Consider the following 23,227-nt stretch of genomic DNA (forward strand, 5'->3'; position numbering starts at 1 on the left):
GCGCCGGGGCGGGCTGCGGACTACTCCGAACGGGTGAGCGCGTCCGCTGTGCGCGCCTGTGCGCTCACCTGCGTGCTCGCGTACGGGCTCCCCTGTGTACTCGCCTGAGCGCTCGCCGCCAGCAGGCGCAGCGCCGCCTCGTCCGGGGTGCCGGGCGCCGCGCTGAACAGCAGCAGCCGGTGGCCCGAGCCGTCGGCGGTCCGCAGCATCTCGAAGGCGAGGTCGAAGCGGCCCACCACGGGGTGGTGGAAGGTCTTGGTGCCGGTGGTGCAGTTGCTGACCGGGTGGCGGGTCCACAGGGCGGCGAATTCCGGACTCTTCATGGACAGCTCGCCGACGAGTTCGGCGAATCCGCGGTCGTCGGCCGCCTCGCCCGCCGCCAGCCGCAGGGAGGCGACGGCGCGCCGGGCCTCCTCGTCCCAGTGCGGGTGCAGTTCCCTGGTGTGCGGGTCGAGGAAGAGCATCCGCTGGGCGTTGGGGCGGTCGGCCGGGCGGTCGGGCGCGTCGGGGTCGAGGTGGCCCGCGGTGAGGGCGTGGCCGAGCGCGTTCCAGGCCAGGACGTCGTAGCGGCGGCCCATCACGACGGCGGGCACCGCGTCCATGGCGGCGATGAGCTGCCGCGTGGCGGGCCGTACGGTCTCGGCCCGCTGCGGGGCGCGGCGTCCCGCGCGGCCGGGGCGCGCGAGGTGGCGCAGGTGGGCGCGCTCGTCGTCGGTGAGCCGCAGCGCGGTGGCGAGCGCGTCGAGCACGGCCTGCGAGGCGTTGGCGCTCTGGCCCTGTTCGAGCCGTGTGTAGTACGCGACGCTGACGCCCGCGAGCTGGGCCAGTTCCTCGCGACGCAGGCCCGGTACGCGGCGCCGGGCACCGTACGGGACGACGCCGACGTCCTCGGGGCGCAGCCGCGCCCGCCGGGTGCGGAGGAATTCGCCCAGTGCGGAGGGGGTGCGCGCGGTGCCGTCCATGCGTCCAGTCTGCCCCGGCGCCCGGCGCGGAGCCTGACCCTGCCGGTGGTAGGCACCGCCGAGGTACGTACGGCCCGCGTAGGCACCGCCCGCGTACGAAGAACGGGGGTCTGGGTACGGGCCGCGCCGCCGACGAGCCTTCCGTGGTGACCGCACCACCGCTATGGAGGGCCGCAGGATGACGCCACCGACACCGACACCAGCACCCACACCCACGCCGACATCCGCACCCGCACCCGCACCCGCACCGACGACGGGCGCGGGCCGCGCGGCCGGGACGGGGAGCGCGCGGACGGACGGGGCCGGGGCACCGGACACCGCCCCGAGGTCCGGCCCGCCGCCGATGAGCGCGCGGCAGCGCTGGACGCTGATGCTGCTGCTGGGCGCGCAGTTCATGATCGCGGTGGACTTCTCGATCCTGAACGTGGCGCTGCCGGTGGTCGGCCGCGGTCTCGGCTTCTCGCTGGCGAATCTCCAGTGGATCGCGACGGCGTTCGCGCTGGCCGCCGCCGGATTCACGCTGCTGTTCGGCCGGGTCGCGGACCTGTTCGGGCGACGCCGGGTGTTCCTGGCCGGGATGGCGGTGCTCGGGGTGTCGTCGCTGGCGGGCGGGCTGGCGACGGATCCGGCGATGCTGCTGGCGGCGCGGGTCGCCCAGGGTCTCGCGACAGCGGCCGTGACCCCGGCCGGGATGGCGCTGCTGACCACGTCGTTCCCGCAGGGGCCGCTGCGCGACCGGGCGCTCGGTCTGAACGGGGCGCTGATGTCGGCCGGTTTCACGGCGGGCGCGGTGCTCGGCGGGGTGCTGACCGACCTGCTGAGCTGGCGCTGGGCGTTCTTCGTCAATGTGCCGGTGGCCGCCGTGGTGCTGCTCGCGGCGCCCGCGCTGATCGCCGAGAGCCGCCCCGCCGCGCGGCCCCGGCTCGACGTGCCCGGCGCGGTGACCGTCACCGGCGGGCTGCTCGCCGTCGTCTACGCCTTCACGTCGGCGGGCGAGCGCGGCTGGCTCTCCCCGGTGACGCTGACCGCCCTGCCGGTGGGCGCGGCGCTGCTGGCCGCCTTCGTCGCGGTGGAGCGGCGGGCCCCGGCGCCGCTGGTGCCGGTACGGTTCCTGCGCCGCCGGTCGGTGGTGTGGGGGAACGCGGCCGGGCTGATCGCCTTCGTGACGGAGACGTCGCTGGTCTTCCTGATGACGCTCTACCTCCAGAAGGTGCTGGGGTTCTCGGCGCTCGCGACCGGTCTCGCCTTCGGTGTGCTGGGGGCGGGCACCGTCGTGGGCGGGGTGCTGGGGGCGCGGGTGATCGGCCGGATCGGCACGCGGGCGACGCTGATCGTCGGCGGCGGGGTCCAGGCGGTCGCCACCGCGTCGCTGGTGCCGCTCGGGGAGGGCCGCGGATGGCTGGGGCTTCTGCTGGCGGCGACCTTCGTCGGCGGTGTCGGCAACATGCTGGCGATCGTCGGCTTCATGGTCACCGCGACGTCCGGGCTGCCGGACGAGGAGCAGGGTCTGGCCACCGGACTCGCCACGATGACGCAGCAGGTCGGCATCACGCTGGGCATCCCGATGATGAGCGCGGTCGTCACCGCCCGCGCGGGCGCGGCCTCGTCGGCGGCGCCGCACGTACTCCTCGGCGGGATCTCGCTCGCCGTACTGGTCAACGCGGCCCTGGTGGCGGCGGGTGCGGTGGCCTCCGCGCTGTTCCTGCGGTCGCCGAAGGGGCGTGAACCCGTCCGCGCGCGGGGGTGACGGGGAGGGCGGGGCGCGGGGGCGCGCGGGGACAGGGACGGGTGGCGGAGCACGGGGGCGGGGACGGGTGACGGGTGACGGGGGACGGCCGCGGGCCCGTGCCCCGTACGTCCGTCATGGACTCGCCCGCCGCGTCCCCTGCTGGCAGCATCGGACGCATGGACCACAGGCACCGCTCGGACCGCAGGGACGTCCTCACCGACCTCAGGGAACCGCCGGTGCTCGGGGCGGGCGACTACACGTTGCGCCCGTGGTCGATGGCCGACCTGCACACGGTGCGCGAGGCGTCGACGGACCCGCTGATTCCGCTGATCACGACCGTGCCGCCGGTCTACAGCGACGCCGAGGGGATCGCCTTCGTCGAGCGGCAGTGGGGACGGCCGGCGGCGGGCCGCTACCCGATGGTGATCGCGCGGGCGTCCGACGGGTGCGCGGTCGGCAACGTGGGGCTCGACATCATCAGCGCGGACCGCGCCACGGTCGGCTACTGGGTGCTCGCCTCGGCGCGCCGCGCGGGCGCCGCAGGTTCGGCGCTGAAGGCGATCACCGAGTGGGGCCTGCACGAACTGGGCATCGCCCGGCTCGACTTGTACGCCGAGCCGTGGAACACCGGTTCGCTGCGCACCGCGGAGAGCGCCGGCTACCAGCGCGAGGGGCTGCTGCGCGACTGGGCGCGCGTCGGCGGGGAGTTGAAGGACGTGGTCATGTACGCAGCTCTTCGTACACCGCGATGACGCTGCGCGCCTGCTGCTCGACCTGGTCGGCGATCGGCACCCAGCGCGGGCGGTAGGCGCTCTCGTACGCCGCGCACCACTCGTCCACCAGGCGCGTGACGCGGGGGACGTCGGCGACGCGGCGGAGCATCGCGGCGGCGCGCAGCGGGACGCGCTGCGCGTAGACCTCGATGCTGGTGACGCGCGCGGTGGTCATCGGCGGCAGCGGGAGCGCGCCGGGCGGGCGCACGGCGGGGTCCCAGTCGGCGGACAGCCGGGGGCCGATGCCGACGAGTTCCTTGACGGTGCGCAGCATCGGGGAGTCCGCGCCGACCAGGCGCGGGTCGAGGTTGTCCAGGACCCGGGCGACGCGGGGCAGGTCGCGGCGGAGTGCCGCGCCCGCGACGCGCAGCGCGTGGTCGGGCGCGGGGTGCGGGGAGATGTCGGCGGTACGGTCGCAGGCCCACATGGGCACTTCGACGACGGCGGTGACACCGTCGTAGCGGCGGGCGTGCGCCCAGGTGGAGTTGGCGCCGTCGCCGACGGTCGCGGGGTCGCCGTCCGGCGGCATCACATAGACGCCGGGTCCCGGGCTCGGCCACTGGAAGGCGTCGGAGGACCCGCTCTCCAGCGGGATGTCCAGCTCGGCGGCCGACTTGCCGATCCGCGCGGGCACGCCGGGAATGTCGCTGGTGAGCTGCACGAAGCTGCCGCCCACGTCGATGCCGTGCAGCGAGCACTGCAACACCGGGCGCAGCGCGTCCAGTACGCCGAGCAGCGCGCGGGTCTCGGGGAGCGACGCGTCGGGGGCTCCCGGCGGCGGCAGCCATTCGGGCTGTTCCGCCGCGCACGGCCGGAAGAAGTGCTCGTAGTGGCCGCGCAGGGTGTAAGGCCCGCACAGCCAGGGCTCGTTGAGCACCGCGCCGTCCGGGTCGATGCAGAGCAGGAAGTGCCAGGCGGTGCCGTCGCCGTGGCCGCCCTCGCGCTCGGCGGCGAGCTGGTACGCGAGCCGGAGCACCGTGGCACCGCCGACCGCCGCCTCGTTGGCGTGCGGTCCCGCCACCACGAGCGCGTTCCGCTCGCTCCCGCCCTCCGCCTGATCCACCGTCAGCATGAGCAGGGGCCGCCCGGCCCGCGACCGGCCGACAGCCCGCAGTCGGCACAGTCTCGGATATCGCAACGTCAACAGCCGTGCGCCCTGGATGACTTCGGCCGTCGTCGGATAGTGCTCTCTCGCCACCGCATTCCCCCAGAAGCCGAAGCGCGTACTGGCTGCGACTGCGTGACGACGTCGGGTACAGCCCCCACATGACCCCGTCCACCACGGCCGTCGGGCGGCTTCGGTGACGGCGGCACAGAGCGTGCGCGTATCGCGGGTGCCGAAGGGGCCACTGCTGAACGGCCGGGCAAGCACTAAGTACGACACGGCGGCGGCAGGGTGTCAACGGTGCTACCGCAGGTGTTCCGGCGCACAACGGCGCCCGCGACGACGATCAGTGCGGCGGCTCCGTACGCGGTTGCCTGGAGCACGTTTCCATGGGCACCGGCGCCCATCGCGTTCCCGGTGTAGAGGGCGAGTCCGGCCAGCGGTACGGCCAGCCACTCCCAGCGGCCGTCGAGCGCGACGAGGGCGACGACCGACAGCGCGTACCAGTAGTAGGAGGGTGAGGTCAGCAGCAGCGCGGTGCCGGTCACGAGCAGGGCCCCGCTCCACGGCCGGTTCCGGTCGCCACGCCGCAGTACGTACACCACCACCGCGAGGACGGCCGCGATCGCGGCCGGGCCCGCCGCGCCGTCCGGAAGCACCAGCCGCAGCAGGGCGAAGCGCCGTACGCTGCCCGGCTCGTATCCCTCCTCCTGGAGGTACCCGGGCAGGTAGCCGAGCACCCCGCCGCCGGACGCGACGACGTACGGCAGATAGGCGAGAACGATTACGGCGACGGCGGGGAGCAGGACGCGGAGCGCCTCGCGCGGGGTGCGGCGGGCGAGCGCGCCGGGCACGGCGAGGGCGGGCAGCAGCTTCACCGCGACGGCGGCGCCCAGCAGCGCGCCGCGGCGCACGGGCCGCGCGGTCGCGCCGAGCGCGAGGACGGTCAGGAGCACGCCGAGGGTGTCGATGTGCGCGTCGTTGACGGCCGCCACGGGCACGATCGGGCACCACGCCCACAGGGCGGCGCGGCGCGGGTCGGCGCCGCGCCGCCGCAGCGCCAGGAGCAGCGCGCCCGTGGTCGCCGCGGCCAGCAGCGCGCCGCCGGCCTGCATCGGCTTGTACCGGGTGCCCGGCGGCGACAGCGCGTGCACGGCGAGGAACCAGCCCTCGGCGACGGGCGGGTAAATGGTGTGCACGGAGGGCCGGTTGATCCGCGTGCAGTCACCGGCGGTGGTAGGGATCTGCGTCCAGTCCGCGCAGTGGCCGTCGGCCTGGCGGGGGAAGAGCCATGGCTCCCGCAGCCGTTCGAGCTCCGGCGCGTTCGGCGGGTACGCGTACGGCGAGACACCCGACGCCTGCACCGCGCCGTCCCACGCGTAGCGGTACATGTCGTTGCTGGTGCGGGGGGCCGTGGCCAGGCCGGTCAGGGCGAGAGCGACGCCTCCGGCGGCGACGAGGACGGTCGCGGCGCGGCGCGGCACCTTGCGGAGCGCGAGGAGGGCCGCCGCGAACAGGGCCCACGCGGCGGCGTACCAGTACGGCAGGCGGTCCGGACGGCCTTCGGTGCCGCCGACGGCGAGGGTCGCCGCGACGACGGCGACGAGGGCGGTGAGGAGCAGGGCGACGAGGGCGGTCGCCGGTCGGCCGCGGCTCGGGGGTGCGGTGTCGGCGCCGCTTGGGCGGGTGGTGCCGGGGGTGGTGCCGGCGGCGGCCCTGCGGGGGGCGGCGAGGAGCGAGGTACGGATTCCCACAGGTCACACGCTCGCATCCGGTCGTGGCGAGCGGGAGCCGAACCGCTGCGACGTACGCGTTCCGTAAGGAGTCGCGCGCTCCTGCGGGGGCCTCGGCGGGGGTGAGATGGCCTCATGACCGATACACCTCCTCCGCCTCCCGAACGGCCCGCCCCGCGGGCTCCGAAGCCTCACGCTCGGCCCGCGGGGGTGCTGTTTCCGGCGTGGGCGCGGGTGGGGCCGCTTCGGGAGGGCGCGTTCAGGGGGCGGCTGCACGACGCGCGGACGGCGGTGTCGCTGGGGCGGGTGCTGGGGGCGGCGCTGGTCGTGTGCTTCGTGACCGGGCTGGTCAGCCACTATTTGCAGCAGCCGCCGAGCTGGGCGGTGAACCACCTTCCCAGCCGCCCGAGTTGGGGCTACCGGCTGACCCAGGGCACGCATGTGGCGACCGGCATCGCCGCGATCCCGCTGGTGCTGGCGAAGCTGTGGACGGTCTATCCGCGGCTGTTCGCCTGGCCGCCGCTGCGATCCGTACTGCACGGGCTCGAGCGGCTGTCGGTCCTGGTCCTGGTCGCGGCGACGCTGCTGCAACTGGTCACCGGCCTGCTCAACACCGTGCAGTGGTACCCCTGGCCGTGGAATTTCCGCCCGGCCCACTGGGCGCTGGCGTGGGTCGTGGTGGGCGCGCTGGCGCTGCACATCGCGGTGAAGGCGCCGGAGATCGCGGCGCACTGGTGGCGCCGCTCACCGGGCACGCTGCGGCTGCCCGCCGCCGACGGCCGGGACCGGCGGGCCTTCCTGGCCACGGTGGGCGCGGCGGTCGGCGCCGTGACGGTGACGACCGTCGGGCAGAGCCTCACCCCGCTCAAGGACCTCGACCTGCTGGCCCCGCGCCACCCCGACCACGGCCCGCAGCACCTGCCGGTCAACCGTACGGCCGCCGCCGCGGGCATCACGGCGGCGCGCCTGGCCGACTGGCGTCTGACCGTACGCGGCCCGCGCCCGTACGAACTGACGCTGCCTCAACTCCGCGCGCTGCCACAGCGTTCCGTGGTGCTGCCGATCGCCTGCGTCGAGGGCTGGAGCAAGAACGCGCACTGGTCGGGCATCCGGATCCGCGACCTCCTCGACCGCGCGGGCGCCCCGGACCACGCGCGGGTCCGCGTCGTCTCGCTCCAACAACACGGCGCCTACGCCGTGATGGAGATGGGCGACCTCTACGCCCGCGACCCGCTGACCCTGTTGGCGCTGTCCCTGAACGGCGACGTCCTCTCCCCCGACCACGGCTTCCCCGCCCGGATCATCGCCCCCAACCGGCCGGGCGTCCTCCAGACCAAATGGGTCACCCGTCTCGAGGTGCTGACATGAGACGCCCCACCGCCGTACGCCCGGCGACCCTCCTGCGGTACGGCGTCGGCGCTGTCGGCCTCGCCGGTATGGCCTTCGGCGCGACGCTGCTCCTGACGGACCCTCATATCTCTGACTGGCCCGCGGTGGCGGAGTGGCTCGTGGGCGCCGTCGTGCTCCACGACGGTGTCCTGGTCCCCGCCGTCCTCGCTCTCGGCGCCCTGGCCGCGACCCGCCCCGGCCTCCGTCCGCGGTGGCCCTTCGTCGTCGCGGGCAGCCTCGTCCTGATCGCCCTGCCCGTGCTCCTGCGCCCGCGCCCGACCGCCAACCCGTCCGTCCTCCCCCTGGACTATCCGCGCGGCCTCGCCATCGCGGTGGGTACGGTCCTGGCCCTCGCCCTGTGCGGGGCGGTCGGCCGCCGGGGGTGGGCGGGGCGGCGCGAACTGGGGCGGAGGGTACGCGGTGCGGGTCCACGGCTGAGAGCGGCCGGGACGGCGGGGGTGGCCGCGGTGGGACGCACGGCGCGCGGGCGGCGCCGCTGACCTCGTGTTCCGGCCCTGGGACCGCGCCTTCGAGCGGCCCGGCGCCGGGGAGTCCAGGATGGGGGCATGACGGTATTCCCCGATGTCCCCGGCGCCTGGCACGGACGGTCCGGCTTCCGGCTCATGCCCACCGACCCCTTCCACGAGGCCCCCGCCGGCGCCCGGGTCGTCCTCGGCGCCGCCGGTCACCTGGCCTGCGTCACCTACACCTGGCAGCACCCGGACGACGGACCGCAGGACGGCATGCTCACCGTCGGCGCGACCGACGAGAACACCCGGCTCACCGCGCTGTGGGCGGACTCCTGGCACCAGCAGCCCGCCCCGCTGCTGATGCACGGCACGCCCGGACCGCACGGCATCGACGTCGAGGGCGAGTACGCCGAGGGGTGGATCTGGCGCATCGCGGTCGACGCGGGTGAGCCCGGCACGCTGCGGATCCGTATGGACAACGACATCCCGTCCGGCCGCTACCGGGTCATGGAGGCCACGCTGACGCCGAGTTGACGTACCGGGCTCGGTGTCGGGACGCCGCTGCGCGAGCCGTCACGCGCCTACCGCACGCTGACCAGAGCGGCGAAGCGGCGGCCCGACGTCGACCACTCCTCCGCCACCGACCAGCCGGTGGCGCGCGCGGCGGCGCGCAGCGCGAGGGGGCCGAGGCGGGCCCACGGGAAGTCGCGGCCCTGCCGTCCGTGGGCGTCCTCGACGCGTACGGTCACCCGCTCGTCCACCTCGTGCGGCGCGGCTTCGGCGAGCAACCGGCCTCCGGGGGCGAGGAGTTCGCGTACGCGCGCGAGGAGGGTGTGCGGGTCGCCGCCGATGCCGATGTTGCCGTCGGCGAGCAGCGCGGTGCCCCAACGGCCCTCCGCGGGAAGGCGGTCGAAGACCGAGCGGCACAGGACCGCGCCGCCCGCGCCCTTGGTGCGGGCCACGGCGGCGGGGCTCACGTCGAGCCCGAGGACCGGCACCCCGTACCCGGCGACGGCGGCTACCAGCCGACCGGGACCGCAGCCGATGTCCAGCACCGGTCCACGGCAACGGCGCAGCATCGTACGGTCGGCGGCGTCCGGCGGCGCGCACCAGCGCTCGACCTCGAGCGGCAGCAGCCAGCCGTCCTCCCGCCGCAGGAACAGCGGCCCGCGCCCGCTGACCAGGGCGCGCGCGTACGGATCGCCGCCCCAGGTGGTCGCGGTGGCGGACCGCGCGACGGGTACGGAGGTGGTCACCGGGCGGCACCGGCGGCGGCGGGCGCGGTGGCGGTGGCTGTGGCGGGACGGCTCATGGGGGCGAGGCGGCGCCAGGCCGCGGCGAAGTGCGTGGCCGGTGCCAGGGCGGCGACGTCGGCGGCGTCGGACGGGGTGTCGACGTCCCGCAGCAAGGGGAGGTCGTGGACGCGGAGTCCGGCGGAGGTGAGGCGGGCACGCTGGACGGCGCCCGTGTGCGGGGTGGACATGGGGACGCCGAGGAGGAGGTCGGGGCGGGCGGGTTCGGCGAGGCCGAGCGCCCAGAAGCCGCCGTCGGCGGCGGGTCCGAAGACGGCGTCGCGGGTGTCCCACGCGTCCGGCCGCAGCGCGGACTCCAGCAGGACGGCGGTGAGTTGGGGGGTGTCCATGCCGACCAGCAGCGCGGGTCCCGTGCACAGGGCGAAGGCCCCGGCCAGTCGTTCGTCCAGGCCGCCGCCGGTCTGCGGTGCGACCTCGTAGCCGTCCGGCAGCCACGGTCCCGGAGCGCCGTCCAGGACCAACACCCGTCGGCTCACGGGGAGTTCGAGGCCCAAGGCCAGCGTGTCCCGGAGCGCCGCCTCGGCCAGGACGGCGGCCTCGGCGGCCGTGCAGTACGGCGTCAGACGGGTCTTGACGCGCCCGGCCACCGGCGACTTGGCGATCACCAGCAGCGTCGTCGCGGCCTTCATCGGGCACCCGCCGTAACCGTCGAGTCGGTGCCCGCGGTGGCGTGACCGGCCGACTCGCTGCCGGCCGTCGCGTTCCCGGCCTGCTCGGTAGCGGCTCTCCCGTCACCGGCCATCTCGGTAGCGGCTCTCCCGTCACCGGCCATCTCGCCACCGGCCGCTCCAAGGTCACCGGCTCTTTCGTTCAGCACCGCCGTCATGTCGCGGACCGCGTGCCAGGTGCCGCGCCAGGTGCCGGTGACCTTGGAGCGGCCGGTGCGCGGCGCGTACGGGACGGGGGTCTCGCGAATCCGCCAGTCCGCGTCGGCGGCGCGGACCACCATCTGGAGCGGGTAGCCGGAGCGGCGGTCGGTGAGGGCGAGCGCGAGCAGGTCCTCGCGGCGGGCGGCCCGCATCGGGCCGAGGTCGTGCAGGCGCAGACCGGTGCGGCGGCGCAGCAGCCGGGCGAGCTGGAGGTTGGCCAGCCGGGCGTGCGGCGGCCAGGCGCGGAAGGTGGTGGGGCGGCGGCGGCCGAGCACCAGGTCGGCGGCGCCGTCCAGCACCGGCCCCGCCACGGTCGGCAGCAGCGCCGGGTCGAGGGAGCCGTCGCAGTCGCAGAAGCAGACGACGTCGGCGGTCGCGGCGAGCAGTCCGGCGTGGCAGGCGGCGCCGAAGCCGCGTACGGGCGCGTGCACGACGTACGCGCCGTGTTCCGCGGCGATCCGGGCGGAGCCGTCCGTGGAGCCGTTGTCCACGACGATCGCGCGCCAGCCGGGCGGGACGCGGTCCAGCACCCAGGGCAGGGCGGCGGCCTCGTCGAGGCACGGCAGGACGACGTCCGCGACGGCGGGGGGACGGGGGCCGGGGCGGGAGCCGGCACGGACATCGGGGCGGGCGTCCGGGCGGAGGTCGGCCGGGACGGCGGACCGGACGTCACCGGGGATGCCGGGGACGCCGGGGACGCCGGGGACGCCGGGGACGCCGGCCACGGTGGGCGATGGCTTGGTCACACGGATCACCCTACGGAGACGCAAGGGACATAACGGACCCGCGATCCTTACGAAACACGGACGGCACCGCTCCCCGGCCTCCGGCCCGGCGTCACTGTCCGTGGCGGGTGTCAGACTCGACAGCATGACCAGCCCCACCGTGCCCGCCGCCCCGGCCCCGCGCCGCCGGGTCCTCGTCGTGGACGACGACCCGACCGTCGCCGAGGTCGTCGCGGGCTACCTCGACCGGGCGGGCTTCGCCGTCGAGCGCGTCGCCGACGGCCCCTCCGCCGTCGCCCGCGCCGCCGCCCTCCGGCCCGATCTGGTCGTCCTCGACCTCATGCTGCCCGGCATGGACGGCCTCGAGGTCTGCCGCCGTATCCGCGAGAACGGACCCGTGCCGGTCGTCATGCTCACCGCCCGTGGCGACGAGGACGACCGCATCCTCGGGCTCGAAGTCGGCGCGGACGACTACGTGACCAAGCCGTTCAGCCCTCGCGAGCTGGTGCTCCGCGTCGAGTCCGTCCTGCGCCGCGCGGGCAGCCCGCCCGACCCCGCCTCCGCCCCCGGCGCGTGGCTGCGCTCCGGCTCCCTCGCCCTCGACCCGGCCGCCCGCCGCGCCACCCGCCACGGCGCCGAACTCCCCCTCACCATCCGCGAATTCGACCTCCTCGCCTTCTTCCTCCACCACCCGGGCCGCGTCCTCGGCCGCGAGGAACTCATGCGCCGCGTCTGGGGCTGGGAATTCGGCGACCTCTCCACCGTGACCGTCCACGTCCGCCGCCTCCGCGAGAAGATCGAGGCCGACCCCGCCCGGCCCCGCCTGATCACCACCGTCTGGGGCGTCGGCTACCGCTTCGACCCGTCCGACGACCCGGCGGACGACCCCACGGACGACCCGGTGGGCGACCGGGACATGGGCGCGGCCCCGGCATCGGGCGGGGGACACGATGCGTGACGTGGTGCTCATCGCCGCCTACGCGGCGGCCGGGGCGGGGGCGGCCGGGGTCCTCGGAGCGGTCGCGCTGCGGCTGCTGCGGCACCGGTCGGTGGCGTTGTCGCTCGCCGTGGTCGCCGTCGTGACGGTGGCGGCGATGCTCGCGGGGACGCTGTCGGTGGCGTGGGCGATGTTCCTGTCGCAGCACGACCTGGGTGTGGTCACGACGGTGTGCGGGATGGCGGCCGTGGTGTCGCTGGGCGTCACGCTGCTGTTGGGGCGGCGGGTCGTGGCGGGCAGCCGCGCGCTGGCCGCCGCCACGCGGGCCTTCGGCGACGGCGACGCCTTTGCCGCTCCCGCGCACGCGCCCACGGCCGAACTCGCCGAACTCGGTCGTGAGTTGGCCGTCACCAGCGCCAAGCTGGCCGACTCGCGCCAGCGCGAGCGCGCCCTTGAGGCGTCGCGCCGCGAGCTGGTCGCGTGGATCTCGCACGACCTGCGGACGCCGCTCGCCGGGCTGCGGGCGATGACCGAGGCGCTGGAGGACGGCATAGCGGAGGACCCGGCCCGCTACCACAAGCAGATACGGGCCGAGGTCGACCGGCTCAGCGGCATGGTCGGCGACCTCTTCGAACTCTCCCGCATCCAGGCGGGCGTTCTCGCCCTCTCCCCCACCCGCATGTCGATGTACGACCTCGTCGGCGACGCCATAGCGGGTGCCAATCCGCTGGCGCGCGAGCACGGGGTACGGCTGGTCGGCGACGGGGTCGAGCCGGTGCCGGTGGAGGTCGACGGCCGTGAGATGACGCGGGTCCTGGCCAATCTTCTGGCCAACGCCATCCACCGCACCCCCGCGGACGGCACCGTCGCCGTTTCCGCTCGGCGCGACGCCGCTTCCGGCTCCGTCGTGCTCTCCGTCACCGACGGCTGCGGCGGCATCCCCGCCGACGACCTTCCCCGCGTCTTCGACACCGGGTGGCGCGGGACCGGGGCGCGGACGCCTCCGGCGGGGGCGGGGCTCGGGCTCGCCATCGTCCGTGGCATCGTCGAGGCCCATCATGGGCGTGCCGCCGTGCACAACGTCCCCGGCGGCTGCCGCTTCGACGTCGTCCTCCCCGCCGCCCCCCTCTAACGGGCGGCACCCCGTGCCTTCAGGGGCAGGGGGCAAGTCGGTCGTCCCCGGACCACCGGCCGGTGGTGGGTTGCTCGCGCAGTTCCCGCGCGCTCGGGGGCGCAGCCGCCTGCGGGATGGGGGGCCTGGCCGGCTAGGCCGAAGGGCGTTGGGGGGCGTGGGCGAAATCGGTGACGCCCTGGGTGAAGGGGACGCGGGGGGACCAGGCGAGTTCGTGGTGGGCGCGGGCCGCGGAGGCCGTGACGTGGCGGACGTCGCCGAGCCGGTACGCCCCGGTGACGCGGGGCGCGGGCCCCCCGGTGACGGCGGACAGGACGGTGGCCATCTCGCCGACGGTCCTCGGCGTGCCGGTGGCGATGTTGTAGGGGCGCAGGCCGCCGGGCGGCCGGTCGCCGAGCCGGGTGAGGGCGGCGACATTGGCGGCGGCCACATCGGCGACGTGGATGAAGTCCCGGCGCTGGCGGCCGTCTTCGAAGACGGCGGGGGCCTCGCCGCGGGCGAGAGCGGAGCGGAAGAGGGCGGCGACACCGGCGTAGGGGGTGTCGCGGGGCATGCCGGGCCCGTAGACGTTGTGGTAGCGCAGGGAGACGGCCCGGCCGTCGGCGGCGCGGGCCCAGGCGGCGGCGAGGTGTTCCTGGGCGAGCTTGGTGGCGGCGTAGACGTTGCGGGGGTCGGCGGGCGCGTCCTCGTCGACGAGGCCGGGCGCGAGCGGTTCGCCGCAGCGGGGGCACGGCGGTTCGAAGCGGCCCGCGTCGAGGTCGGCGACCTGTCGCGGCCCCGGCCGTACGACGCCGTGCCGCGCGCACTCGTAACGTCCTTCGCCGTAGACGACCATCGACCCGGCGAGGACGAGCGACCGTACGCCCGCGTCGGCCATGGCGGCGAGCAGCACGGCGGTGCCGAGGTCGTTGCAGCTCACGTAGTCGGGGGCGTCGGCGAAGTCCTTGCCGAGGCCGACCATGGCGGCCTGGTGGCAGACCGCGTCGGCGCCGCGCAGGGCCTCCTCGACGGCGGCCCGGTCGCGGACGTCGCCGTGCCGCGATTCGACGCCGTCGGGCACGGGCGGCGGTGGGGCCCGGTGGGCGGCGGGCAGCAGCGCGTCGAGGACCCGTACCCGGTGTCCGGCGGTGCGCAGCGCGGTGACGATCTGCGAGCCGATGAAGCCCGCGCCTCCCGTGACAAGTACCAGCATGGGCCCGACCGTACGGTCCCGGCCGGGCCGATGGGCCGGGCCCGGCCGGGGCGTCAGCGCTCCGTAAGAACTCCCCGCGCCGCCTCACACGAGCGCGGGCACCTCGTACGTGAGCGTCGCCGCGTCCGCGTCCAGCACCGCGGGCACTCCGAGCGGCACGGTCAGCGTGGACTCGCAGTGGCCGAAGCCGAATTCCTCGACGATCGGTACGCCGAGGCCGCCGAGGAGGTCGGTCATCAGGGACCGGACGGCGGGGTACGGGCCGCAGTCCTGCCAGGAGCCGAGGACGATTCCGGCGACGCCGTCGAGCCAGCCGGAGCGCAGGAGTTGGGTGAGGATGCGGTCGAGTCGGTACGGCTCCTCGCCGATGTCCTCCAGGACGAGGATGCCGCCCGCGGCGGACGGGCGGGAGTACGGGGTGCCGAGGTCGGAGGCGAGCAGGCTGACGCAGCCGCCGAGGGTGACCCCGGCCGCGCGGCCCGGTACGAGGGTGCGGGCGGTCGGGGAGGTGGGCGTCAGGGTCTCGTCGGGCGTGAAGAGGGTGCGCCGCAGGTGGTCCTGGGTGGGGCCGTCCTTGAGGAAGGTCTCGGTCGCCGCCATCGGGCCGTGCAGCGTGGCCAGGCCGAGCCGGGTCGCGAACGCCTCGTGGAGCGCGGTGATGTCGCTGTAGCCGATGAACGCCTTGGGTGTGGCCGCGCCCATGGCGTCCCAGTCGAGCAGGTCGACCATGCGCTGCGCGCCGTAGCCGCCGCGGGCGCACAGCACGGCCGCCAACGACGGGTCGCACCACGCCTGTTGGAGGTCGTCGGCGCGGGCCCGGTCGGTGCCCGCGAGGTAGCCGGAGGGGTGGTCGTCCAGGACGTGCGGTGCCACGACGGGGTCGAGGTCCCAGCTCCGCAGGATGTCGAGGCCCGCGTCGAGGCGTTCGCGCGGTACGGGGCCGCTGGGCGCCACGACGCCGATCCGGTCGCCGGGCGCCAGCCGCCGGGGACGGATCAGCGCGGGCACCGGCCCGCCGACCGGGCCGGCCGCCTGCCGCGGTCCGCCCCCGGAGCCCCGTCCGGCAGAGGCGTCGGCGGCGGAAGCGGAGGAGGCGGCAGCGGCAGCCGTAGAACTCTCCGTCATGTGTGCAGCTCCAGCGGCGCGACGCCCTCCGGCGTGAAGCCGAAGACCTGGCCGTAGAGGGCGAGTTCGGCCTCCAGGCAGGTGACCATGGTGTCCAGGCGGCGGAAGCCGTGGCTCTCGCCCTCGAAGGTCAGATACGCGTGCGGGATGCCGCGTCCGGCGACGGCCTCCAGGAACCGCTCGCACTGCACGGGCGGGCAGATCACGTCGTCCAGGCCCTGGAGCAGCAGGAACGGCACGTCTATCCGGTCGCTGTGGTGGACTGGTGAGCGGTCGCGGTAGCGCTCGGGCACCTCGTCGAGCGGCCCGATCAGCGACTCCAGGTACTCCGACTCGAAGTCGTGCGTCTCCCCGCCCTCCCGCGACCAGCCGCGCAGGTCGAGGATCGGGTAGATGACGGTGCCGCAGGCGTAGGTGTCGGTGGTGGTCAGGGCCGCGGCGCTGGTCCAGCCGCCGGCGCTGCCGCCGCGGATGGCCAGCCGCGCGGGGTCGGCGACGCCTTCGGCGACCAGCCCCTCGGCGACGGCGGCGCAGTCCTCGACGTCCACCACGCCCCACTGTTCGCGCAGCCGGTTGCGGTAGGCGCGGCCGTAACCGGTGGAGCCGCCGTAGTTGACCTCGGCGACGCCGATGCCGCGGGAGGTGAAGTAGGCGATCTCCAGGTCGAGGACCATCGCGGCGCGGCTGGTGGGTCCGCCGTGCACCCAGATGACGTAGGGCGCGGGTCCCTCGGCGGTGACCAGCGGATTGCGCGGCGGGTAGACCTGCGCGTGCACCTCGCGCCCGCCGGGGCCGGTGAAGGTCCTGGCCAGGGCGTCGGGCACGTAGGCGGGGTCGACCGTGTCGTGGTGCGCGCTGCCGATGACGCGGGTGCGGCCGGTCTTGACGTCCAGCTCGACCAGTTCGTACGAGGTGCGGGCGCTGCCCGCGACGCCGATGACGCGGCTGCCGGACGCGGCGAGGGTCGCATTCCACTCGGTCCAGTGCCCGGGGGCGTCGGTGACCTCGCCGGTGGCGGGGTCGAGCAGGCCGAGCCGCAGGGCGCCGACGCCGTGCAGGACGGCGATCAGGCCGTCGTCGAGCGGGGCGAACCAGTGGTGGCCGAGTTTCCACAGCGCGTTGCCGAATTCCTCCTGGCGTGCGCAGAGGTTGACGGCTTCGCCGGTGGCCGGGTCGACGCGGTGCAGATTCCACCAGCCGGTGCGGTCGGTGGCGGCGAGCAGGGTGCCGTCGGCCGCCCAGCCGACCTGGGTGACGGATTCCTCGGGGCCGCCGATCAGGGTGCGGGCGGCGGTGAAGGTGCCGTCGGCGGTGACGTCGGCGATCCGCAGTTCGGTGCCGTCCCAGGGCATCAGCGGGTGGTCCCAGGCGGTCCAGGCGGCCCGCGTGCCGTCGGGCGACAGGCGGGGTCCCGTGACGAACCGGTGGGTGGCGGCGGCCAGTTCGCGTACGGCCGCGCGGTCGTCGGCGGCGGAGCCGTCGAGCGGTACGGCGGCGGGCACGCGGCGTACGTCGGTGGGCTTGTCGCCGGTGAACTCCTCCAGGACTCCCCAGACCTCACCGCGCTCGCGGTGCAGTGTCAGGTCGGCCCAGCGCAGTCCGCCGCCGACGGCGCCGACCGGGGTCAGCGGGCGCGGCGGGGTCTGCGGCTCGTCGGGGCGGAAGGCGTAGAGCCGCTGGTCGGCGAAGTTGGCGAAGACCACCAGCGGGGCGCCGTCGACGACGGCGCCCGCCCAGGGGGTGCCGCCGTATTCGATGACGCGGCTGCGGACGTTCCACGGCGCGGGCAGCGGGCATTCCTCGGTGCCGTCGGGCCTGCGGCGGATCAGCGCGCGGCGGCCCCCTTCGGCGGGGCGGGGCGCGGTCCACCAGACGTCGTCGCCGACGATGCCGACGAATTCGGGGCTACCGTCGTGTGCGGCGGCCGTGGTGGCGTCGACGGGTGAGGGCCAGGCACCGTGCGGGGTGGTGCTCCCGGTGGTCGTGGTCACGCTCCGGCCTCCGTTCCCGTGGCGCGCAGGAAGCGGTCGAGGACGTGGACGCCGAAGTGCAGCGCGTCGACGGGCACTCGCTCGTCCACGCCGTGGAAGAGCGCCTGGTAGTCGAAGCCGGGGGGCAGCCGCAGCGGTGAGAAGCCGTAGCCGGTGATGCCGAGCCGGGAGAACTGCTTGGCGTCGGTGCCGCCGGACATGCAGTAGGGCACGACGTGCGCCTGCGGGTCGAAGTGTTCCAGCGACTCGCGCATCGCGGCGTAGGTCGGGGAGTCGACCGGGGCCTGGAGCGGGATCTCGCGGTGGTGGAACTCCCAGTCGACGTCGGGTCCTGTGAGCCGGTCCATGGTGGCGGCGAACTCGTCCTCGGCGCCGGGCAGCATGCGTCCGTCGACGTAGGCGGTGGCGGAGCCGGGGATCACATTGACCTTGTAACCGGCTTGCAGCATCGTCGGGTTGGCGCTGTTGCGGACGGTGGGCCTGACCAGGTCGGCCGCCGCGCCGAGCCGTTCGAGGAGGGTGTCGACGTCGTCCAGGGCGGCCTGGTCGGCGGGGACGCCGTAGAGCGCGGCCAGTTCGGTGAGCGCGGCGGTGACGGTGGCGGTGAGGCGGACGGGCCAGTCGTACTCGCCGATCCGGGCGATGGCGGCGGCCAGTCGGCTGACCGCGTTGTCCCGGTTGACCTTGGAGCCGTGGCCCGCCTTGCCGTGTGCGGTGAGCTTGAGCCAGGCGGTGCCGCGCTCGCCCGCGGCGACGGGATAGATCCGCAGGTCGTCGCTGGCGTGGAAGGTGAAGGCGCCGGATTCGCTGATGCCTTCGGTGCAGCCCTCGAAGAAGTCGGCGTGCTTCTCGGTGAGGAAGCCGGAGCCGTAGGAGGCGCTGTCCTCCTCGTCGGCGGTGAAGGCGAGCACGATGTCGCGGGTGGGGCGGTGTCCGGTACGGGCCCAGGCGCGGACGGTGGCGAGCACCATCGCGTCCATGTTCTTCATGTCGATGGCGCCGCGGCCCCAGACGACGCCGTCCCTGATCTCGCCGGAGAAGGGGTGCACGGTCCAGTCGGCGGCCTCGGCGGGCACGACGTCCAGGTGGCCGTGGACGAGCAGCGCGTCGGCGGCCGGGTCGCTGCCCGCGATCCGGGCGAGCACGTTGGCGCGGCCGGGCGCGGATTCCACGATCTGCGCTGCGATCCCGGCGTCGGAGAGCTGCTGGGCGACGTATTCGGCGGCGGGCCGTTCGTTGCCGTCGCCGCCGCCGCGGTTGGTGGTGTCGATCCTGATGAGGTCGGACGTGAAGGTCACGACCTCGTCGAGTGCCCGCGCGTCCACGGCGTCGTGCCGGACGTCTCGCTCGGCGGTCCGCTCAGCCATACTGCTCCTCCACCGCTTGCGACACGAGTGTGGTGACCGCCTTGAAGGCCCTGATGCCCTCGTACATCGTGGGCAGCGTGTAGGCGACACGCCGCTCCCCCGTCCGCTCCACGCCGGGCACCACGGTGGCGGCCCCGGCCAGGTGGACGGCGTCGAATTCCAGCTCGACGGTGAAGGGCCCGGCCTGCGCGGGCTCGTGGCGCACGGCCAGCGCGGCGGCGTCCTTGGCGGCGGCCCTGATGTCGGCGGCGGTGCGCGCGGGCGGGCGGCAGACGGCCGCGTAACGCGACACGTAGTCCTTCACCGCGACGGTACGGGCCTGCGGCGCGTACCCCTCGGCGTCGATCCCGGTCCTGTCGTCGCCGGTCACCAGCACCACGGGGACGCCGTACTCTGCGACGACCAGCGCGTTGAGCCTGCCCTCGCTGGCGGCGACGCCGTTGACCCACACGCCGGTGATGGAGTTGGCGAGGTAGGTGTGGGCGAGGACGCCCTCGGTCCCGGCGCCGGTGTGGTAGCCGACGAAGGCGATGCCGTCCACGTCTCCGTGCTGGACGCCCTCGACCATGGACAGGTCCTTGTGGCGGCCGGTGAGCATCTGGGCGCGCTCGTCCAGCTTCTCCAGCAGGAGATTGCGCATGGTCCAGTGCGCCTCGTTGACCAGCACCTCGTCCGCGCCGCCGTCGTAGAAGCCCGCGACGGCGGCGTTGACGTCGGAGGTGAACATATGGCGGCAGCGCTGCCACTGCTCGCTGCCGGGCAGCACGTCGGCGGGCCAGGTGACACCCGTCGCGCCTTCCATGTCCGCCGAGATCAGGATCTTCATGTTGCGTCACGTTACGCGGCGGCCGGAGGGCGCACCAGGGCCGGGCCCGGCCTGTGGATAACTTCAGTGGTCCAGACCAGTGAAGCGGGTGGGGGAATCAGCCGGTACGGCCCGCCACCAGCCATTTCGACGGTATCTCTATGCGTGTCCCGTCCACCCTGAACTCCGTTGTCACCAGGGGCTGTTCACCGTCGGCCAGCACTTCGAGCCCGGCGGCCCGGAAGAATCCGGGCAGCGCCGCGTCCGACACCTCGCCGGGCGCGATGCCGTGCGCGAAGATCGCCCCGAGCTTCTGCGGCGGTCCGGCGGGCCCCTGCGCGAGCCCCATCAGCACCGGCTTGGCCGCCTCCGCCAGCTCCAGCGCGAAGGCCCGGCCGCGGTGCCCGGTGAGCACCGCTATGCCGTCCGCCAGCCGACCGCGGTCCTCCGGCTCGCACTGGTGCAGCACTCCGCGCATGTAGACGTTGGCGTCGCCGATCTCCTCGTGCAGCCGCTCCACCGCGTCGGTGTCCACCGCGTCCAGCCGCTGGTACTCCGCCACCCCGTGCGGATCGTCGCGCCTGGCCCGGTCGATCGCCTCCCGCGAGAGGTCCACGCCGACCACCCGGTCGTACCGCTCGGCCAGGAAGCGGGTCTGCGTCCCGTTCCCGCAGCCGAGGTCCACCACCGGAAGGCCGGGGTCGAAGTACGCCCGGAAGTGCGGGTAGTGCTGTTCCGCCGCGAGCTCGGGGGCGCAGTCCCAGAAGACTCCGCCGGGCTCGTGGGGCGCGTCCTGCCAGAAACTCTCCCACGCCTGCTCATACCCGCTGGACACGTTCACGCGTACTCACCACTCCCCAGGACCGCGATCGTAGAAAAAGGCACAGGCACGGCCGCCGACCGTGCCCGCATCAGGAGCTACCGGACCGTCACTTCGGAGTCAACGGCCCGGGCGGAATCGACGGCGCCGACGTCATCGACGCCACGGACGGAACCGACGCCTCGGACGGAATCGACGGCAGCGGCGTATTGAACGCCTCGGACGGAACCGACCGCGCCGGCGGGATCAGCGGCTCCGGCCCGGCAGCGGCTGCTCGAACCAGACGGACTTGCCCTGCGCGAAGCGGCTGGTGCCCCACTCGCGGGCGAGCCTGCTGACGATCCGCATGCCGCGCCCGCCCTCGTCGTCGGGCCCGGCGCTCAGCAGGACGGGGACGGCGTGGTCGTCGTCGGTCACCTCGCACAGCAGCGCGCCCGCGCGGACGAGCCGCAGCCCGATCCGCCGGGTGTGCGCGTGCCGCACCGCGTTGGTGACCACCTCGCCGACCAGCAGCTCCGCCGTCTCCGACATCTCCGCCAGGTCCCAGCCGAGCAGCGTCTCGCGGACCAGGCGGCGGGCCCGCGCCACCTCGCGCGGGTCCGGCTCCAGCTCCCAGGTCATCACGTCGTGCCGCGGGATGCCGTTGAGCCGGGCCATCAGCAGCGCCACGTCGTCCTTGCGACCGCCGCGCGGGTTGAGCGCGCGGATGATCGTGTCGCAGGCGTCGTCCATCGACGCGGCCGGGTGCGCGGCGCTCTCGCACAGCGCGGCCAGACCGGTGCCGATGTCCTGGCCGCGCACCTCCACCAGGCCGTCGGTGCACAGGATGAGCCGGTCGCCGGGCGCGACCGGCACCCGTACCGTCTCGAACGGCACCCCGCCGACGCCCAGCGGCGCGCCCGTGGGCACGTCGAGCAGCTCGCTGCGGCCGTCGACGGCGCGGACCAGCACCGGCGGGATGTGTCCCGCGTTGGCGATCAGCAGATCGGACTCGACCGGGTCGTAGACCGCGTAGAGGCAGGTCGCCAGATACTGCTCGCCGAGCCGCTGCGCCAGGTCGTCCAGATTGCGCAGCAGTTGGGCCGGTGGCATGTCGAGCCCGGCCATGGTCTGCACGGCGGTACGGAACTGGCCCATCATCGCGGCCGAGTTCAGCCCGTGGCCCATCACGTCGCCGACCACCAGCGCCAGCCGCGAGCCGGGCAGCTTGATGCTGTCGAACCAGTCGCCGCCGACCCGGCCCAGCCGCTCGCCCGGCAGGTAGCGGGTCGCCACGTCACACCCCGGCATCCGCGGCGCGATGTGCGGCAGCATGCTGTCCTGGAGGGTGTCGGCGACATTCTCCTGATACGTGTACATGCGCGCGTTGTCGAGGACGAGCCCGGCGCGGGCGGCCAGTTCCGCGCCCGTCACGCGGTCCATGTCGTTGAACACCGCCCGCTCGCGGTGGCGCAGCAGGATCATGAAGCCCAGCACCACATCGCGCGCCTTCAGCGGGACGACGAGCATCGAGCGGTTGTTGATCAGCGGGCTGATGTCGCGCTTGGGGAACTGCGCGGCGATCGCGTTGCCCATCGGCTCGCTGATCCGCGGCACGAGCACCGGGTCGCCGGTGGTCATGCACTGGAAGAACGGCGTCTGCGCGGGGAAGGGCATGGACTCGCCGACCGGCACCACGTCGTCCCAGCGGCCCGGTTCATCGGTGTGCTCGACCGCCACGCGGTACCACATGGTGGTGACATCGGGCGGCCCGTCGGGGAAGCCCTCACCCGCAAGCACCTGCTCGCGCAGATATGTGCCCGCAACATCAGTGAAGCGCGGCACGACGGCCGCGCTGACTTCCTGAATGGTCCTGGCCAGATCGAGCGAGGTGCCGATCCGGCCGCTCACCTCGTTGAGGAATTCGAGGTGTTCGCGGACCGCCGCGTATTCGAGGTCGGGCGCCAACTCGTCGGCCGGGACGGCCCGCGGGTCGGCCGCCGCGGCGGCCTCGGCGGCGCGCCGTCTGGCCTGCCGCTCGGCCCGGCGCGGCACGCCCCAGTCCGGGGTGACCGGCACCCGGTCGTGCTGGCTTATCTCCAGCACCGGATAGCCCAGTTCCAGCACCTGCGCCACGATCCGCCCGCTCTCCAGCGGATTCATGCTCGGCAGGATCTCGGGCAGTTGCCTGGCGAGCTGGTCGGAGCCGGGGAATTCGGTGTGCAGCGCGAAGCCGGGCGCTATCCGCTCCGAGCAGTCCGCCGCCCCCGACCTGTCGGTCGCCGCCGCGTCGGGGTCGGTCATCGCGGAGGGCGTCCCGGCAGCGGCGGAGGAACCGGCCGCTGAGGAGGCGTCGGTGGCCAGCACGAGCAGCCGCTCGGGGCCCGGACCGACCAGCGGGTAGGCCCACCACAGCACGTCCAGGGGGATACGCCCGTCCCCGTCGGCGTCCGTGCGCCGCACGCAGTCGTACAACCGGGCGCGACCCGCCGTCGGGTAGGAGCTGGCACCGGCCAGCGAGGACTCCAGGTCGGGCCCGGTGACGTCGTACGGGTACGCGGTGCCCGCCGTGCCGCCGCCCGGGGCCGCGTCCGGGGGCACGTCGAGTGCGCCGCCCACCGGTAAGAGGTCGAGCGCGTTCCGCCCGACGGCCTCTTCCCGTGTCCAGCCGAACAGCCGGCGCGCACCCGTACTCCAGTGCGACACCAGCCCGGCGGCGTCCACGACGATCACCGCGAGCGGGATACGTCCGGACGGCTCCGGCGGTTGACGGCGGTCCATGGTTCGTCGGGCTCCTTCCCTCGGCCCCGC

At 74.7% G+C, this 23,227-nt stretch carries 20 protein-coding genes; 7 read left to right on the forward strand and 13 right to left on the reverse strand.

Features of this window, described 5'->3' with window-relative positions; translation table 11 throughout:
• Positions 1–20 precede the first annotated feature (20 nt).
• Entirely contained in the window at positions 21–962 is a 942-nt protein-coding gene (locus tag ACIO6U_RS16235) for a helix-turn-helix transcriptional regulator (protein ID WP_401719460.1), read from the reverse strand.
• A 343-nt stretch (positions 963–1,305) separates the two neighbouring features.
• On the opposite strand from ACIO6U_RS16235, the gene ACIO6U_RS16240 reads away from it, so the two are divergent.
• Positions 1,306–2,709, forward strand: coding sequence for an MFS transporter (locus ACIO6U_RS16240; protein WP_401719463.1), 1,404 nt, complete (start codon positions 1,306–1,308; stop codon positions 2,707–2,709).
• A 158-nt stretch (positions 2,710–2,867) separates the two neighbouring features.
• Positions 2,868–3,443: a GNAT family protein gene (locus ACIO6U_RS16245; protein WP_355339208.1), complete on the forward strand. Its 576-nt coding sequence runs from the start codon at positions 2,868–2,870 to the stop codon at positions 3,441–3,443.
• On the opposite strand, the gene ACIO6U_RS16250 is transcribed toward ACIO6U_RS16245, so the two are convergent.
• Positions 3,412–4,662, reverse strand: a complete 1,251-nt coding sequence (locus tag ACIO6U_RS16250) for a M14 family zinc carboxypeptidase (protein WP_355339205.1) — start codon at positions 4,660–4,662, stop codon at positions 3,412–3,414. The two genes, ACIO6U_RS16245 and ACIO6U_RS16250, sit on opposite strands and share 32 nt — an antisense overlap.
• A 173-nt stretch (positions 4,663–4,835) precedes the next feature.
• The gene (locus ACIO6U_RS16255) at positions 4,836–6,323 is read right to left on the reverse strand and encodes a glycosyltransferase 87 family protein (protein WP_401719467.1); all 1,488 of its coding nucleotides are present in this window, start codon (positions 6,321–6,323) and stop codon (positions 4,836–4,838) included.
• A 189-nt stretch (positions 6,324–6,512) separates the two neighbouring features.
• On the opposite strand from ACIO6U_RS16255, the gene ACIO6U_RS16260 reads away from it, so the two are divergent.
• From ACIO6U_RS16260 to ACIO6U_RS16270, 3 genes are all read left to right on the forward strand, one after another.
• Complete coding sequence (locus ACIO6U_RS16260) at positions 6,513–7,670, forward strand: molybdopterin-dependent oxidoreductase (RefSeq protein ID WP_401719470.1); 1,158 nt, start codon at positions 6,513–6,515, stop codon at positions 7,668–7,670.
• Positions 7,667–8,191 carry a hypothetical protein gene (locus ACIO6U_RS16265; protein WP_401719473.1) on the forward strand — a complete coding sequence of 175 codons (525 nt, stop codon included), beginning with the start codon at positions 7,667–7,669 and terminating at the stop codon, positions 8,189–8,191. Before ACIO6U_RS16260 ends, ACIO6U_RS16265 begins: the two co-directional genes overlap by 4 nt.
• A 66-nt stretch (positions 8,192–8,257) precedes the next feature.
• Positions 8,258–8,695, forward strand: coding sequence for a hypothetical protein (locus ACIO6U_RS16270; protein ID WP_391049565.1), 438 nt, complete (start codon positions 8,258–8,260; stop codon positions 8,693–8,695).
• A 47-nt stretch (positions 8,696–8,742) separates the two neighbouring features.
• Here the strand turns inward: ACIO6U_RS16270 and ACIO6U_RS16275 are convergent, their stop codons facing one another.
• Genes ACIO6U_RS16275 through ACIO6U_RS16285 form a run of 3 tightly spaced genes read right to left on the reverse strand, consistent with a single transcriptional unit; the run spans position 8,743 to position 10,909 of the window.
• On the reverse strand, positions 8,743–9,417 hold the full coding sequence (locus ACIO6U_RS16275) for a class I SAM-dependent methyltransferase (protein ID WP_355339190.1): 675 nt from the start codon (positions 9,415–9,417) through the stop codon (positions 8,743–8,745).
• On the reverse strand, positions 9,414–10,103 hold the full coding sequence (locus tag ACIO6U_RS16280; RefSeq protein WP_401719477.1) for a DUF2064 domain-containing protein: 690 nt from the start codon (positions 10,101–10,103) through the stop codon (positions 9,414–9,416). Before ACIO6U_RS16280 ends, ACIO6U_RS16275 begins: the two co-directional genes overlap by 4 nt.
• Positions 10,100–10,909, reverse strand: a complete 810-nt coding sequence (locus ACIO6U_RS16285; RefSeq protein WP_401719755.1) for a glycosyltransferase family 2 protein — start codon at positions 10,907–10,909, stop codon at positions 10,100–10,102. The genes ACIO6U_RS16280 and ACIO6U_RS16285 overlap by 4 nt, the downstream gene beginning before the upstream one ends.
• A gap of 304 nt (positions 10,910–11,213) precedes the next feature.
• On the opposite strand from ACIO6U_RS16285, the gene ACIO6U_RS16290 reads away from it, so the two are divergent.
• On the forward strand, positions 11,214–12,026 hold the full coding sequence (locus ACIO6U_RS16290) for a response regulator (protein WP_391163655.1): 813 nt from the start codon (positions 11,214–11,216) through the stop codon (positions 12,024–12,026).
• On the forward strand, positions 12,019–13,137 hold the full coding sequence (locus tag ACIO6U_RS16295; RefSeq protein WP_355339181.1) for a HAMP domain-containing sensor histidine kinase: 1,119 nt from the start codon (positions 12,019–12,021) through the stop codon (positions 13,135–13,137). Before ACIO6U_RS16290 ends, ACIO6U_RS16295 begins: the two co-directional genes overlap by 8 nt.
• A 133-nt stretch (positions 13,138–13,270) precedes the next feature.
• On the opposite strand, the gene ACIO6U_RS16300 is transcribed toward ACIO6U_RS16295, so the two are convergent.
• From ACIO6U_RS16300 to ACIO6U_RS16330, 7 genes are all read right to left on the reverse strand, one after another.
• On the reverse strand, positions 13,271–14,329 hold the full coding sequence (locus ACIO6U_RS16300; RefSeq protein ID WP_401719481.1) for an NAD-dependent epimerase/dehydratase family protein: 1,059 nt from the start codon (positions 14,327–14,329) through the stop codon (positions 13,271–13,273).
• An 84-nt stretch (positions 14,330–14,413) separates the two neighbouring features.
• Positions 14,414–15,337 (reverse strand): LD-carboxypeptidase, encoded by a 924-nt coding sequence (locus tag ACIO6U_RS16305; RefSeq protein WP_355339518.1) that lies wholly within the window; start codon positions 15,335–15,337, stop codon positions 14,414–14,416.
• Between the two features lie 113 nt (positions 15,338–15,450).
• The gene (locus ACIO6U_RS16310; RefSeq protein ID WP_401719484.1) at positions 15,451–17,445 is read right to left on the reverse strand and encodes an LpqB family beta-propeller domain-containing protein; all 1,995 of its coding nucleotides are present in this window, start codon (positions 17,443–17,445) and stop codon (positions 15,451–15,453) included.
• Positions 17,442–18,812: a M20/M25/M40 family metallo-hydrolase gene (locus tag ACIO6U_RS16315; protein WP_391049556.1), complete on the reverse strand. Its 1,371-nt coding sequence runs from the start codon at positions 18,810–18,812 to the stop codon at positions 17,442–17,444. Before ACIO6U_RS16315 ends, ACIO6U_RS16310 begins: the two co-directional genes overlap by 4 nt.
• Positions 18,805–19,638 carry a M55 family metallopeptidase gene (locus ACIO6U_RS16320; RefSeq protein WP_188281247.1) on the reverse strand — a complete coding sequence of 278 codons (834 nt, stop codon included), beginning with the start codon at positions 19,636–19,638 and terminating at the stop codon, positions 18,805–18,807. The genes ACIO6U_RS16315 and ACIO6U_RS16320 overlap by 8 nt, the downstream gene beginning before the upstream one ends.
• 97 nt (positions 19,639–19,735) lie before the next feature.
• Entirely contained in the window at positions 19,736–20,458 is a 723-nt protein-coding gene (locus ACIO6U_RS16325) for a class I SAM-dependent methyltransferase (RefSeq protein WP_401719488.1), read from the reverse strand.
• Positions 20,459–20,683: 225 nt separating this feature from the next.
• Positions 20,684–23,197, reverse strand: a complete 2,514-nt coding sequence (locus ACIO6U_RS16330; RefSeq protein WP_401719491.1) for a SpoIIE family protein phosphatase — start codon at positions 23,195–23,197, stop codon at positions 20,684–20,686.
• Positions 23,198–23,227: the final 30 nt, after the last annotated feature.

The sequence above is a fragment of the Streptomyces sp. NPDC087422 genome (assembly GCF_044744145.1).
GTDB lineage: Bacteria > Actinomycetota > Actinomycetes > Streptomycetales > Streptomycetaceae > Actinacidiphila.